We start from the raw sequence: 13,855 nt of genomic DNA, 5'->3' as shown, positions 1-13,855 counted from the left end.
CTTTTGTTATGCCGTTTGTTCGCTGATCTATCCCAGAAAGGCTTCCCGCACCCGGTTCCAGAAAGGGAACGGGCGGTATCTTGCAAAGCTGACCTTCTCCTTCGCTACCTGGCAGCGAACCGAGATGAGGTCGTCCACCTGCAGATTGACATGATCGATGTAGAGTAAGAGCCGCTGCTCCTTGCGGGAGAAAATGTCGCAGTGATGGTGCTTGGGCAGCAGAAGGGGCGAGCCCATCGTCCGGAAGACGCGGTTGTTGATCGAGGCGATCTCCGCGATCTGCAGTGCCTCGATGGTCGGATGCACCATGGCGCCTCCAAGACTTTTATTATATGCCGTGCTTCCGGATGGCGTGGAGACACAGATCCCGTCGCCGCGGAACATTTCAAAGGTTTGGTCGTTGATGTCCACCTGGGCCACTACCGTTCCGTCGACGCCTTTCAGGGTAAACTCGTTCAAGGCGATATAGGAAGCGTTGCCCGATTTTCTATGGATTTCAAGTTCAAGCAGCGGATATTTGACGATTCGCGGACGAATGGAGCCCGAATTGGCCGCAGAGCTCATCAGTTCGATCAGCTGCGGCAGCTCGTCCGCTTTCCAGTCCGCATAGAATCCCAGATGTCCGGTGTGAACCCCTACGAAGGCAATGTCAGGAATATGGTCAATAAACGTATGAAAGGCATGAAGCATGGTGCCGTCCCCGCCGATGGAAATGACAATCTCCGGTGATTCGGCATCCAACTGAAATCCCCGTTGCGCCGCAAGCTTATGGAACTGCTCGCTTAAATCTACGGATAACTGATCCCCGCGATCCAGAACATAGTATCTCAAGGGTGTAAGCTCCTTTGTAATGGGTTTATAAGAATCATAAACAATATCGGAGGATAACACAACGTCCATTTCATGTTCAATGATCAGGAGATCCGGCGAACGCCGCGCCACAAGGACTGAATCCAGCTGATCAGAAGGGAGAGCACCGTCATCCCGGCCAGCAGGATGCACAACAGGACGAGGCAGTCCCGGATGCCTTGGGCCGAGGCCAGAAAGCCGAAGTTTTGGCTTGCGAAGACAGGCGCATCGGTATACCGTCCCATCACCGGTTCCCATAAAAACAAGACCAGGAAAGCAGCCACAAAACCATGAATCAAGCGTGCCATCATGAAGGGCAAATAGCGCAGATTGGTGGCGTGCAGAATGCTCGCGATCTGGGCATGCACGGAAAGCCCTCCCCAGGACAGGATAAAGGCCGCTGCAGCCGCTTTAAAGGGCAGCGGAACGGAGGAGGCGGCTTCACCCGCCGAACGGGCGCCCAGGGTGACCTCAAATAAGCCTCCAACCAGCGCTTCCGAGAGGGATGGAGGGAACCTAAGGGCCGTTAGGCCGTTTTCCAGCAGATGATAGAAGAACGCCATAACTCCCGCTTCGGTAAGTATCTCTAAAAAGACGGAGAAGAATACAACCAGTCCGCCCACGACAATAATAAGCTTCAGCGAGGATTCAACCGCCTGCTGGAGCAGCTCGCCCACGCTTCGGCCGTCGTTCATTCTCGCTTCGTGCATGGCGTTGAACGCCCGCCGCAGCCGGCTGCCGCGAACGGGGGCTTCGGAAGCCGGCATCTCGGTCACCGAGCCCCGTTTGCCATGGAAGCGCATGAGGAGGCCGATCAGAAATCCGCCGCCGTAATGGGAAAGCGCCAGAATGGTCGCGATTTTGGGGTAATGGAAAAAACCTACAGACACGGCGCCGATCAGAAAAATCGGATCCGATGAGGTTGTGAAGGCTACCAGCCGTTCGCCTTCCTCCCGGTTAAGCATTTTCTGCTCCCACAGCTTGGCCGTCAGCTTGGCCCCAATAGGATAGCCTGACACATACCCCATCGCGGCTACAAATCCCCCGCTTCCGGGAATGCGGAACAGCGGCTTCATCAGCGGATCGAGCAGCGTTCCGAACAAGTGAACGATGCCGAAACCAAGCATCATTTCGGAAATGATAAAGAAGGGAAATAACGACGGAAACAGGACGTCCCACCAAATGGCCAAGCCCCGCAGGGCGGATTCCAAATAAGGGCCGGGGTAACACAGCATCAGCACTAGCAATCCGGCCATAGACGCGATCATGAGTGGTAAACCCAGCCTTTTTACGGACAAATTCGCAGCCTCCCTTCTGAATATGGGACATGAGAATCACACCTATGTTCCTAGATTTTATGAATGTCATCGGACAAACAGTACAAAAAAGTTGGGAAAGCGTTTACAATAAATGCTGTATTTTTGGTGGAGATATGGTAAAATATACAGTACAACAACTAACTTCATTTCAAGTTTAAAATATATGGATGGAGTGATGAGAACATGAGTATTGTCGCCGGTCTCCTTGTCTGCGCCTTCGTGTATGTCATTCGCGCCTCACTGGTCCATCCCGGCGAAGAGGATTGGAGCAGTTACTGAATATGTCCTAAGGTGCTAAACTTAACGTTTAGCGCCTTTTTTTGTGAGTAGGGTGCTTGTATCCTTCCGTAAGTTCCAGCAGAGGATCTAAAGACCCGATTTGAAGCTCAAGGCCCACTTTGTGGGTTATTTTGTTTTTGTTTTTTGATATAATGGAAATAATATGTACTTTGCATTTTGATGATTCATTCGCGGGAGCAGCGGCGGCAGGCCCGGAAAGAGACAAGAAGCGATCAGGACACTGGGCATGAAAGGAATGTATGGATGTGGCATTGGAACCTCTTTACTCCATCAACGTAGTATGCTGTAATTGCGAGCATCAATTCTCCACGTCGCGGGTGCGTCCGAGCTTTAAGAAGGCTGTGCGTACGGATGCGGATTTTTGTGCTTATTATAACAATGAGAATCCCGACTATTATGTGGTCAGGGTGTGCCCGAAGTGCGGCTTTGCCTCTACGGAGCACTCAACGGAACGGCTGAGCGATGTGCAGAAGAAGCAGTTTGCCGAGAAAATCGGCAAGCGCTGGATCGAGCGGGACTACAGCGGACACCGGGATTGGGAAAATGCGCTGGAGACTTACAAGCTCGCCTTGCTGTGCGCACAGACAATCGGGGAAAAGGACCGGATTATCGCAAGCCTTCTGCACCATATTGCCTGGCTCTACCGGTATAAGGGCGACGAGGAGCAGGAACAGCGTTTTTTGAAATACTGCCTGGATTCATATATTCGGGTATATGAGCTGGAAGGCGTAGGAGCGAACAACGCGCGCTTACTTTATTTGATTGGGGAACTGAACCGCCGAACAGGCGATTTCCATCAGGCGGTCAAGTGGTTCTCCAGAGTCATCAATGATAAACATATCGTGGATTCAGCCATGATCCACGCTTCACGCGAGCAGTGGGGCGTGCTGCGGCAGCAGATGCTGGACAAGCGAATGGAGCTGCCGGGCGAGATGAACCCTGCCTGAACGTAAAAAACACGCCAAGGAGACCGTGTCCATCACGGCATGCCTTCGCGTGTTTTCTTTCCGGAGCTGATCAGCCGGTTCTATCAGCGGACATCCTGGTCGAACAGCAAATAATCGTTGTCCGTGTCAATGATGTGGAGCCGGTTGTTGCAGCAGGGAAAGACGAGCAGCTTTTTCTTTCCTTCATGAATGCTGCGAAGCTCAGCCGGCTTGAGGGGAAGCCTCACATTGTTCGCTCCGCAGAACGGACATTCATGTACATAGATATCGCCCATCACTTTGTCGTAAGGCCAGGTTCTGGAGAACGGAATCATGATTTGGTTCCTTCATCGCCGTCCTGTTTGCCGGCATCTTCCTTGGCGAGCTCCGCCAGCTTCTGCAGCAGGATATGCTGCGGCATGTGCATCAGATGTTCCAGGGGAACCCCCAGCTTCTCGGATAGTTTCACGGCGGTCTCGGGTGAAATTTGCAATGGTCTCATGGTGAGTATCCCTCCTCTGTATGAATAAGCCCGTTTTGCCGGGCAGAAACATGATGGTTTCGTCTTTATAGTTATACACCTTACCATGAGGCCAATCAAATAAAATAAAATTTATGATGAGAAAGGTGATTCGAACATGAACAAAGACCTGAAATTAACTTGGAATCTTGAATCCGTATTTCCGGGCGGCTCCGCTTCCGCCGAGTTCGATACCTTCCTTCAATCCCTGGAGCAGGATCTGAAGAGCCTTCAGGGTGAAATCAAGGCGGCCAAGGCACCGGCGAGCCTCAAAGAGACCGAGTCGTTTGACGGGTTTATTGAAGCGCTGCAGGGCACTATTGCCCGCCTCTCCGAAGCCAGCGCGTTCGTCAGCTGCCTGCAGGCACAGAACCAGCAGGATAAGAAAGCCGTTCAGCTGGGCGGCCGTCTGGCGAACCTTCGGGCGCTCATTAATGGAATCATGACCGACTTTGACCATATTCTCCGCTCGACCGATGACGAGACGTTTGCGCAGTGGATCGGCCGGGATCAGGTGCGGCAGCTGGCCTTCGTCCTTAGTGAAAGCCGCGACCAAGCCCGCGAAATGATGAGTCCGGACATGGAGAGCCTCGCGCTCGATTTGGCCATCGACGGATATCACGGCTGGAGCAGCATGTATGATACGATCGTCAGCCATATCCAAATTCCGTTTGAAGAAAACGGTGAGACCGTGTCGCTGTCGGCCGGGCAGGCGGCCAATAAGCTGGACAGTCCGGACAAGGAGACCCGCGAGTCGATGTTCGTGAAGTGGGAGCAGGCCTGGTCGGACAAAGCCGACTTCTGCGGGGATACGCTGAATCACCTCGGCGGATTCCGCCTGAAGCTGTACGGACGCCGCGGCTGGGACGAAGTGCTGAAGGAGCCGCTTGAAATCAACCGCATGTCGCGTGAGGCGCTGGACGCCATGTGGAATGTCATTCAGGACAACAAGCAGATGCTGCTGCAGTATATGGAGCGTAAGGCTAAGCTGCTCGGCCAGGACCGTCTGAGCTGGGTGGATGTGGAAGCGCCGATCAGCAAGTCCTCGGGCACGATTTCTTACCAGGAAGCGGCGGAAACGATCGTGGAGCAGTTCCGCAAGTTCAGCCCGCGCATGGCCGACTTCGCCGAGATGGCCTTCGACAAGTCTTGGATCGAGGCGGAAGACCGTCCGGGCAAGCGTCCTGGCGGGTTCTGCACCTCGCTGAAACTAAGCAAGGAGACGCGGATCTTCATGACGTTCAGCGGAACGGCTTCGAACGTCTCGACGCTGGCGCATGAGCTCGGACACGGCTATCACCAGCACCTGATGAACGAGCTGCCGATCCTGAACCAGCGGTACGCGATGAATGTTGCGGAGACGGCATCTACCTTCGCGGAGATGATCGTATCGGACGCAATGGTAAAATCGGCTGCCGATGAGCAGGAGCAGCTGGCGCTGCTGGAAGACAAAATCCAGCGGAGCGTGGCGTTCTACATGAACATCCATGCCCGCTTCCTGTTCGAGACCCGTTTCTATGAGAAACGGAAGAACGGTCTGCTCAGCGTGCAGGAGCTGAACGCCTTGATGGAAGAAGCGCAGAAGGAAGCGTACTGCGAGGCCCTGTCGTCTTACCATCCGCATTTCTGGGCGTCGAAGCTGCATTTTTATATTACAGGCGTGCCGTTCTACAACTTCCCGTATACTTTCGGCTATATGTTCAGCACCGGCATCTATGCGCGCGCGCTGCAGGAAGGCGCGGGCTTTGCCGATAAATACAACGCATTGCTTCGCGATACGGGCGTCATGACGGTGGAGGAGCTGGCGAAGAAGCACCTGAACGCCGATCTGACGGGCCGCGATTTCTGGCAGAGCGCTGCGGATCTGACGGCAGAAGATGTAAAGCAGTTCCTGGCCATGACCGACCATCTGGTGTAATCCAGACGGACGACTCGGAAGAGCATACCAGATCGCATCAATAAAAAGCAGTCCCTTTGGAGGGTAATACTCCCCAAAGGGACTGCTTTTTTGATCATACATTAGTTTGGGAGGGAAGGCTTCCTTATATCGCATCGCAAGAAGACGGCCGCTAAATCCGATTCTTATGGGGCTGCAAGCAACATGTAAACTTTGTCAGATGTCCGCCTCCGTAATGCATCAAGCGGGGCATATCTAGGAACGTCCGCGGATTTCCTGACGCAGGAACATGACATACGAGATCGCAAAGCAGACCAGCGTCAGCGCGATCAGTCCGGTCACCTGCGGCCAGATCAGCAGCAGGCTCTGCCCGAAGGGCAGCGGGCTGTCAATCGCGCCGTAGGCCTGCTCCGTCGTGAGCGGCCCCAGCGTGCGCACCGTCGGCATCAGCAGCGTCGAGGTCGCCTCATTAAACAGCGTGTACGGTGAAATTCGGCTCAGTCCGAGCATAAAGCTGACATGGTGAACCATGTCGTCCACCGAAGCCGTGTCGCTGTTAGGCGCAAACCCCGAGGAAATCAGATTCAGGATCATATCGTAAAAAAAGCTGAAGAACAACCATACGGCGATGCCGGACAGCGCCGACGTGGCGGGCTGGCGGAATTTAACCGAGAACAGGATGGATAAGTTCAGCCAGAATCCGATATAGACGATCGTGACGACCAGGAAGCTGAGGATTCTCAGCAGCTCCTCGAATGAAGGCGGCAGTCCTACGATCAGAAAACCGAGGGCTAGCACCAGCAGCCCAAGGGAGAGAAACATGAAGCCGATAATGGTGAGGGACGCGATAAATTTGGCGTTTAGCAAATCGTCGCGGTGAATCGGCTGCGCCATGATTCGGCTCAGAGTGCCCTTGTTCCGCTCGCTGTTGACGGCGTCGAAACCGAGGCCGATACCCAGCAGCGGACCCAGGAAGCCGATGAATCCGATAAACGACGGCAAAGTCCCGTCAGAGGTGGTGAACAGCTTCAGGATGACAAAATCGCTGTAGCCGTCCGTGGATTTGATAGCGTCCTGCAGGCTGTTCAGCGCCGTATACAGCGAGGCGACGCAAGTCAGAAAGATGATCGCCAGGAGCAGCAGGAAACGCCAGCTCCGGACATGATCGGAAATCTCCTTACGCACCAGGACGCGGAATGCGGCCGGGTTCGCATTCCCCCGGCTGAACCGCTCCCGGTCGGAGGGAACAGTACCCCGCAGCCGACCAATGCCGTCCTTAAATGGGGAGCGGACCGTGTCCCAGGCTTTATTTAGCTGCTCTTTTAGAACGCTTGCTTCCAAGTTCCTCACCTCCCGCAAAATATCGCCGGTAGATTTCATCCAGGCCGTATTCCTTGCGCTGCAGGCCGTAAAGGGCCGCTCCCGACGCAACGACCGTCCGGGCGATCTCCGGGCTGCAGTCGGCGTTGACGCCGATCTCCAGGCGCACCCGGCCCTCCGCCGGTCTCATCGAGTCCTGATCCCCGTGCGCGATCCGGACGGAGCTGACCTCTTCCACGCTCTGGAGGTCAGCCAGCAGCGCATCATCCGCCCGGTCCACCTCGGCGGTGATCAGGAGCGGCGTGTCGGTCAGCAGGACGCGGGACAGCGTCTCCAGGTTTCCCTCGGCCAGCAGCCTGCCGCTGACGAACAAACCGACGCGGTCGCAGATTTGCTGAACCTGGTGAAGCTGGTGCGAGGAGAGGAGCACCGTCAGGCCCTGGTCCCGGCTGAGGCCATGGATGAGGCCGAGGAGCTCATCGATCCCTTTGGGGTCGATGCCGAGCGTCGGCTCGTCGAGGATGATGATTTCCGGCCGCTTGATCAGGACGTCCGCGAGACCGAGCCGCTGCCGCATCCCGCGGGAGTAATTCCCGGCCTTCTTGTGGGCGGCATCCTGCAGCCCTACCTCCTTCAGCAGATAGAGCGAACCCTCCTCCGCCTCCTTGTCAGAAATGCCGTTAAGGCGGGCGGTCAATTTTAAGTTCTCGAGGCCGGTCCAGTCTTCGTAAAAACCGACGTCGTCCGGCAGGTAACCGACGCGGCGTTTGACTTCAATCGGCCGCCGCGTCGGATCCAGCCCCAGCACGTTAATGCTTCCGCCGTCCGGTTCGCTTAGGCCGAGAAGCATCAGAATGGTGGTCGATTTGCCTGCGCCGTTTGGGCCGAGCAGGCCGAAGATTTCCCCGCGGCGGATTTGAAGGGACAGATGGTCCACGGCTTTATGGGTGCCGTAGCTTTTGGTCAACTGCTGAATGTCGATGACTGTCTCCGCCAACGTTATCTCCTCCCGTATTTACGAATGAGTACATAGATGCCGCCCAAAATGACCAGGATGATCAGCACGCCGATCCAGCCCCACAGGACGGAGCCTTTAACGGCAACACGGAAAGAAGCGTTGGATGAAGATTCCGCAGCCTGGGCGGTAATATCGGTCACATAGTCCCCGGCGATGGCTTTGCCGCTTGCGGTCAATTTCGCTTCCACCGTGGTGGACTTGCCGGCGGCAAGCTTATCGACCGTTTTGGGATTAAAGCTGACTTCCCAGTTGGTTGGCGCCGTGGAGGTGAAGTTGATGTTGGTCAAGTCGGCGGTACCGGTATTTTTGACCAGCAGCTCAACGGTTTTATCTCCGCCTGCCTTAATGTCGGTGCTTAATAATCCGCTTGGCGTCGTCAGTTCCATGCTGTACTTGCCGGTAATGACGGCTTCGAGCTCCAGCTCGGAATTCGTCGTCTGGTTGGAAGCGCGGATCGGTATTTTAAAGGTACCCTTCGTCACGTTTTCGGCGGGCTTTACATCGACGGTAATGGATTTGTCGGCCCCCGGGTCCACTTCAACGGAAGAGACCTGTTTGCTGTCGGCGGTAAATGTCACGTCCCATCCCGTCGCAGCCTGGGCGGTTAACGCATACGTCTGCTTTTCGGCGGTGCGGTTGGACAGGTTCACCGAATAGGTAAAGGTTGCGTCGGAGTGTCCTTCCAGGTTGGCCTGATCGGTCGTCAGTTCGGTTTGATAGGTGCCTTTTTCCGTGATGTTGACCGAAAGGGGGAGAGATGCAAGGCTGCCCGCCGACAACGTAAAGCGATAGGTTCCCTTGTCGATTTGCATCGGAACCGTCACGTCCAGGGAGATTGTTTGCGAAGAATCCGGCATGACCGAAATTTCGTTCAGGTCCCAGCCGCCGCCCGAAATTTTGGCCGTCCAGCCTTCAGGCAGATCAGTAACGGATAACGGGGCTGTAATGACGCCGCCGGAGTTATTTTTCAGCTCCACGCTGTAATTCAGTGACTCTCCGGGAGGCACGGAAATGGAAGTGTAGGTGGTGTACAGCGTCAGACCTCCGGCCGCATGGACCGGACTTCCCGTGCTGGCGAGCAGGAAGCCGATGCAGAGCATCAGCGCCAGGCCGGCATGTGTAATGATCCTCAAGAAACGTGTCATGAAACAGAACCCTCCTCAAGTGTGTTTGTGATCATCTGGGGTACGAATGAAGAGGCGCAACCGGATTTACCGGAAGATTAAAAGTAGATAAAAATTTGCTTAAAAATGGATAAAATCACGCAAGAGAAGAATCCGGAAACGGAATTCTTTTGCTAGAATGTTGCTGTAAAAATCGCGGCCAGCTCTCTCTTCGAAACCTTGGGTGCAGGGGCAGGCCGGATCAAGGGAATGAAGAAACTAAGGGGGGATACTCCATCATGCAGGACCGTCCTGAAGCATGGTTGAAGGGTATTGCGGAGGGCTCGGCTCCAGCCTTCGACCGGTTCTATGATGCGTTTGCTCCGATGGTTTACCGGCTTGCGGAATATTGGATGAAGGACCGGGTGGAAGCGGAAGATGTCTGTCAGGAAATTTTTATCGAAGTGATGGAAAAGGCAGGGCAGTACGATCCCGAAAGGGGCAGTGTAGAAGCCTGGCTGGCGGTTCGCGTCCGAAGCAGGGCCATGGACCGCCTCCGGCAAAAGCAGCGGATGGCCGCCTTGCAACGGACGCAGGAAGAGTCGGCGGTTTTGCGCTGGCAGTGGACCCTTGAATCGGCGGAGTTCGAGGCGTTCCGGCACCTGGATCAGGAGCAGGTGAGGACTGCGCTGCGCAGCATTCCGCCCATGCAGCGAATGGCGCTCTACGGGAGCTATATGATGGAACTGACGCACCGCGAGCTGGCAGACAAGATGCAGAAGCCGGTCGGAACCGTGAAGTCGTTGATCCGCTACGGCATCCGGAATTTGCGCAGCAGATTGGAGCAGGGCCAGGTCAACCAGGCCGGCGAGGGAGGTGAACCGCATGCGGTTATCCATTCGGGAAAATGGGAGCAATCCTGAAGGCTGTGCCGAGCTGCCCGAGGAGAAGCTGGTCGATTACGCGATGAGGCAGCTGGAAGAGCACGAACGTATCCGCGTCGAGGTTCATGCCGCCGCTTGCCCCCACTGCAGGGATCGCCTTGCCGAGTGGGAGGCGGTGACGCAGTCGGTGGCGCTGGGCGGCCCGGAAATCGTGAGCGAGCCAACAGATTTGGAAGGTCAGCCAAACGCTGCAGCGTTTGGCACGCCTATGCCCGAATCGCCGATACGGGGCGCCGGTGCGGAGGAGAAAACCGCAACAGAGACGGCTTGGCCGGCCTCCCGCGGGATAGCTGGCCCATTTGCGGCCTCATCCGCAGCTTCTGCTCCCTCTGCCCGCTTGAGCCGCAAACTGCGGATGTTGGCCCGGCTACGCTCCGTGGAAAAAGGATTGGCCCGTCAACGGCGTTACCTTGTGCCTGCCGCAGCGGCAGCGGTTGTTGCGGGTTGTGTCGTTGCCGGACTGTTCTCCTTCAAGCATCGGGAGATGCCGGCCGCCGATTCCATTGATCAAGCCTTTACGTCCAAAATTGCCGTTATGCAGTCAGCCAATTACGATCAATACCGGATTTCGCCGCTTCCTCCGCTCCACGGATCAGGGGGCGTGTGGATCGACCGGCATTCAGGCGAGATGCTGATCGTGATCGAAGGTCTTCAGCCACCCGAAGAAAAGGCCTACCAAGTCTGGCTGCAGCATGAGCAGCGGTCGATCAGCATGGGGATGCTGCTGACGGGGAAAGCCGAGGGAAAAGGTTATTATTACGGATACGGGACCATGGAACCGGACCAAATCGTGATCAGTCTGGAACCTAAGGGCGGCAGCCTGGTTCCGACAGGACCCGAAGCACTAAGGGTGTCTGTGGATCATAACAGGGAGTAAGGAGTAGCATCAGCCTGGGGATCTGAAATGCCCTCAGGCCTTTTTTTCTTTTCAAATTTCACGGAAGCTCGGGATGCTCGCTTTAAACTTGCTGGTATTTGAGGGGGGAATTGATCATGAAATGGTTTCGGGATAACGTTCATTGGAGTTGATTCGTGGTTTTTCGCGCTGTTTCTGAAATGGTATTGGGGAAATCACATTTTGTCAAAATAAACAGAAATATAGCGATTTGTTGCCGAAAATAAAAATACTTTAACGAAAATAATAGGAATTATTACCCAATTATGTTTGATGTTGTTGTATGATACCACATACTGTCTTATAATGAGTCATAAGCCCTATGAGTTTTGGCGAATTTTGGAGAGGGGGAAAAAGATGATCAAAACCGAGCAGTTATCTTTGGCAAGGCAATTGGATTTAGTGTTTAAGGAACTGGAAGAAGAGCTGTCAGGACTATCATCCGGCACTGTGTTTGTGCAAATACGAAATAATATCATTGGTAAATTTGGTATCCGGCATCATCCGCTGGAAGGACGGAACGGGGAAATTCATTCCCAGGATTCCGGCCTGACTCCTGTACAGTACTCGTCTTTTCGTCTCATGGCTTTAGAAAGTCTGAAATACAAGCGCCACTGGACTCACGGCGAAATCAGCTACGAATTTACGATCCGGCAGGGGCTCATTGCGGTGGATGCCATCTTGGAATCCAACTATAACATGGCCAACCTGATGATCCGGTATCCGAGACATACATATCCTGAAACAGGAACAGAATTGTCGTAGTTCGGCATGGACTTATTGTTATCATTCCTTCTTGCCTTTGTAGTATGACTTTATCGATAAAGATCCGAATAGTTTGATTAGCACAGAAGACAGACCGCACTTAGTTTTTCTTGCGATTATCGAATGGTTCAGCTCCGCTGAAAGTTTATAAATTCTATCGTCATAAAAAGGCAGCCCTTGGAGTGATCCAGAGGCTGCCTTTTGTAGGCGGGGACGGCTCGCGCCGGGCCCGGCTCATCATGATATCAACGTATACAAATGCAGATTATTGGCCGGAACGACCCGATAATTGCTGCTCTGCCAGTTGTACCAGACGTTTTGTGATGTAACCTCCCAAAGAACCAGTCTCACGGGAAGTGTAGTTGCCCATGTATCCGTCTTGTGGCATTTGAACGCCAAGCTCTTGAGCAGCTTCCATCTTCAGTTGTTGGAGAGCAGCGTTAGCTTGTGGAACCACCAGGTTGTTCGAGCGGTTTCCGCGTCCTTGGTTTTGACCTTGACCCATACCCATGTTTGTCACCTCCTTTGAACTTTATGGTGTTATTATGGTGCGAAAGATTTGAAAACATGCAGCAAGAATGGAGATATAAATTGGTAAATAGAGGATACCGCAAAAAGGGCCGCATGCTTCAAGAAGCATACGGCCCTGTTATTTTGTGAATTTGAAAATCCGCGTTTTCCTATGCCTGATTCTGAGGAATCCGCCTAATTTTCTTCAGAAGGATAGATCATGTCCAGCGTCAGGTCCATCTCGACCGATGCCTTCGGCTCGATCCGGATCAGGCCCGTCAGATCCGGTCCAGCGGCAAGGTTGGGCGCATCCGGCAGCCAGGTATAGGGCTCGATGCACAAAAACTCGTCCGCTTCGCCTTTCGTATAGAGAACCCAATGCTTATAGTATTTCGGATCCGCCGAATACTTCAGTCCGTATCCGTCACTGCGCATCAGAAGGGCCTCCGCAGGCTGTCCTTCCCCGATCCGGAGCGGAGTGTCGAAGTTGGTCCCAGCCAGATTAAGTCCGCGATTGAGCTGATCGAGTGGTCCAAGCGGGAGGAGGTCGCCAGTCGTAATTAAATCCTTATCCAGCGCATATTCCGCACTTACAGGCAGGGTAAGCGTCCATTCCTCCGGCTGCCCGTCAAGCAAAAACCATGTATGAAAACCGATGCCGAAAGGTATCGGATGGTCCCCCAGGTGGGTAACCTTTAAATGCTGGGTCAGTTTGGACCCTTGAAGGCGAAGCGTCATTTCCAGCTTCAGCGGTGCGGGAAACTGCTCCATCCAGTGTGGATCGTCTAAGGTCAGGAACTCCGAGGTCACTGCACAGCCTTCTTCGTCTTCTTCAATATCGCTGACTCTCCAGGACTGCGTCCGGTGGAGTCCGTGAATATGGTTGTCTCCGGCGGTATTTCGGTCGAACTGATACGATCTGCCTTCGTATTCAAAATGGCCGCCGCGGATTCGTCCAGGGGGAATCAGCATCGGCATGCCAAAATGATAAGGTTTTTGCAGGTAGAATTCCAGATCATTGTCATCAGGTCTCCGAACAACCTGCCGGTTTAGGGTATGGTCTAAAATGGAAATGACATTGTTTCCAAGCGATGGCAGCAGTGTGACTTCAAGCTCACGGCTATGCAGGATATAAGTATCGTATCCGTTCCATTGCCCTTTGGTCACTTGTTTCATATCGTTGCTCCTTTTTCCTCTAAATTCATTTAGCCTTCAAATATCTAACCCATATCATAACAGATTTGATGGCGTTTCGTAAAAAAGGGGTTTGACAATTCGACGATCTGAGCTTTATCATAGGCATTGCAAAAGGCTTTCAATGATTATGTAAACACGATGACAGGGACAAGTAAGCAAAGACGGCGTAACCTTCAGAAAGCCGGTGGTTGATGCGAACCGGTGGAGCCGATTTTGCCGAATGGACCCTTGAGTGCCGCGTTGAACGGAAGGAACCATGACTTCCTGCGTAGACCGGCCGGCGATTCCACGT

The 13,855-nt window shown here is 54.0% G+C and carries 14 protein-coding genes; 5 read left to right on the top strand and 9 right to left on the bottom strand.

The features are described 5' to 3' along the window. Positions 1-27: 27 nt before the first annotated feature. Positions 28-831, bottom strand: a complete 804-nt coding sequence (locus FHS19_RS21890) for an NAD kinase (RefSeq protein ID WP_076175238.1) — start codon at positions 829-831, stop codon at positions 28-30. Between the two features lie 83 nt (positions 832-914). Continuing rightward, a complete protein-coding gene (spoVV, locus tag FHS19_RS21885; RefSeq protein ID WP_183583864.1) occupies positions 915-2,147 on the bottom strand; it encodes a dipicolinic acid transporter SpoVV in 1,233 nt (410 codons plus the stop codon). A 566-nt stretch (positions 2,148-2,713) separates the two neighbouring features. Here spoVV and FHS19_RS21880 point away from each other — a divergent pair. Next, positions 2,714-3,415 (top strand): DUF2225 domain-containing protein, encoded by a 702-nt coding sequence (locus FHS19_RS21880; protein WP_183583863.1) that lies wholly within the window; start codon positions 2,714-2,716, stop codon positions 3,413-3,415. An 83-nt stretch (positions 3,416-3,498) separates the two neighbouring features. Here FHS19_RS21880 and FHS19_RS21875 read toward each other — a convergent pair whose 3' ends face one another. Together FHS19_RS21875 and FHS19_RS21870 are read right to left on the bottom strand one after the other, a co-directional pair. Then, positions 3,499-3,729, bottom strand: a complete 231-nt coding sequence (locus FHS19_RS21875; protein WP_094595147.1) for a hypothetical protein — start codon at positions 3,727-3,729, stop codon at positions 3,499-3,501. Then, entirely contained in the window at positions 3,726-3,896 is a 171-nt protein-coding gene (locus FHS19_RS21870) for a YycC family protein (protein WP_183583862.1), read from the bottom strand. The genes FHS19_RS21875 and FHS19_RS21870 overlap by 4 nt, the downstream gene beginning before the upstream one ends. A 136-nt stretch (positions 3,897-4,032) precedes the next feature. Here FHS19_RS21870 and FHS19_RS21865 point away from each other — a divergent pair, with 136 nt between their 5' ends. Next, a complete protein-coding gene (locus FHS19_RS21865; protein WP_183583861.1) occupies positions 4,033-5,832 on the top strand; it encodes a M3 family oligoendopeptidase in 1,800 nt (599 codons plus the stop codon). A gap of 234 nt (positions 5,833-6,066) precedes the next feature. On the opposite strand, the gene FHS19_RS21860 is transcribed toward FHS19_RS21865, so the two are convergent. From FHS19_RS21860 to FHS19_RS21850, 3 genes are read right to left on the bottom strand one after another with little or no spacing between them, the layout of a single operon-like run. Then, entirely contained in the window at positions 6,067-7,152 is a 1,086-nt protein-coding gene (locus FHS19_RS21860) for an ABC transporter permease (RefSeq protein ID WP_376771937.1), read from the bottom strand. Next, positions 7,118-8,128 carry an ABC transporter ATP-binding protein gene (locus FHS19_RS35855; protein ID WP_183583859.1) on the bottom strand — a complete coding sequence of 337 codons (1,011 nt, stop codon included), beginning with the start codon at positions 8,126-8,128 and terminating at the stop codon, positions 7,118-7,120. Before FHS19_RS35855 ends, FHS19_RS21860 begins: the two co-directional genes overlap by 35 nt. A 2-nt stretch (positions 8,129-8,130) precedes the next feature. Beyond that, positions 8,131-9,294, bottom strand: a complete 1,164-nt coding sequence (locus tag FHS19_RS21850) for a COG1470 family protein (RefSeq protein ID WP_183583858.1) — start codon at positions 9,292-9,294, stop codon at positions 8,131-8,133. A 257-nt stretch (positions 9,295-9,551) separates the two neighbouring features. On the opposite strand from FHS19_RS21850, the gene FHS19_RS21845 reads away from it, so the two are divergent. The 3 genes from FHS19_RS21845 (at position 9,552) to FHS19_RS21835 (ending at position 11,856) form a co-directional block, all read left to right on the top strand. Then, positions 9,552-10,175, top strand: coding sequence for an RNA polymerase sigma factor (locus FHS19_RS21845; protein ID WP_183583857.1), 624 nt, complete (start codon positions 9,552-9,554; stop codon positions 10,173-10,175). Next, on the top strand, positions 10,138-11,073 hold the full coding sequence (locus FHS19_RS21840; RefSeq protein WP_183583856.1) for an anti-sigma factor: 936 nt from the start codon (positions 10,138-10,140) through the stop codon (positions 11,071-11,073). Before FHS19_RS21845 ends, FHS19_RS21840 begins: the two co-directional genes overlap by 38 nt. A 375-nt stretch (positions 11,074-11,448) precedes the next feature. After that, positions 11,449-11,856, top strand: coding sequence for an O-methyltransferase (locus FHS19_RS21835; protein ID WP_183583855.1), 408 nt, complete (start codon positions 11,449-11,451; stop codon positions 11,854-11,856). Between the two features lie 265 nt (positions 11,857-12,121). On the opposite strand, the gene FHS19_RS21830 is transcribed toward FHS19_RS21835, so the two are convergent. After that, entirely contained in the window at positions 12,122-12,361 is a 240-nt protein-coding gene (locus FHS19_RS21830; RefSeq protein WP_183584002.1) for an alpha/beta-type small acid-soluble spore protein, read from the bottom strand. Between the two features lie 200 nt (positions 12,362-12,561). Beyond that, complete coding sequence (locus tag FHS19_RS21825; protein ID WP_183583854.1) at positions 12,562-13,542, bottom strand: aldose 1-epimerase; 981 nt, start codon at positions 13,540-13,542, stop codon at positions 12,562-12,564. Positions 13,543-13,855: the final 313 nt, after the last annotated feature.

This window comes from Paenibacillus rhizosphaerae, from assembly GCF_014192015.1.
Lineage (GTDB): Bacteria > Bacillota > Bacilli > Paenibacillales > Paenibacillaceae > Paenibacillus_AQ > Paenibacillus_AQ rhizosphaerae.
This window is presented reverse-complemented; position numbering and strand designations above follow the sequence as displayed.

Excerpts from the sequence above, each read along its gene's own strand:
- FHS19_RS21830 (WP_183584002.1), bottom strand. The coding sequence starts at position 12,361 with ATGGGTCAAGGTCAAAACCAAGGACGCGGAAACCGCTCGAACAACCTG.
- FHS19_RS21825 (WP_183583854.1), bottom strand. The coding sequence starts at position 13,542 with ATGAAACAAGTGACCAAAGGGCAATGGAACGGATACGATACTTATATC.
- FHS19_RS21870 (WP_183583862.1), bottom strand. The coding sequence starts at position 3,896 with ATGAGACCATTGCAAATTTCACCCGAGACCGCCGTGAAACTATCCGAG.
- FHS19_RS21835 (WP_183583855.1), top strand. The coding sequence starts at position 11,449 with ATGATCAAAACCGAGCAGTTATCTTTGGCAAGGCAATTGGATTTAGTG.
- FHS19_RS21850 (WP_183583858.1), bottom strand. The coding sequence starts at position 9,294 with ATGACACGTTTCTTGAGGATCATTACACATGCCGGCCTGGCGCTGATG.
- FHS19_RS21865 (WP_183583861.1), top strand. The coding sequence starts at position 4,033 with ATGAACAAAGACCTGAAATTAACTTGGAATCTTGAATCCGTATTTCCG.
- FHS19_RS21875 (WP_094595147.1), bottom strand. The coding sequence starts at position 3,729 with ATGATTCCGTTCTCCAGAACCTGGCCTTACGACAAAGTGATGGGCGAT.
- FHS19_RS21845 (WP_183583857.1), top strand. The coding sequence starts at position 9,552 with ATGCAGGACCGTCCTGAAGCATGGTTGAAGGGTATTGCGGAGGGCTCG.
- FHS19_RS21840 (WP_183583856.1), top strand. The coding sequence starts at position 10,138 with ATGCGGTTATCCATTCGGGAAAATGGGAGCAATCCTGAAGGCTGTGCC.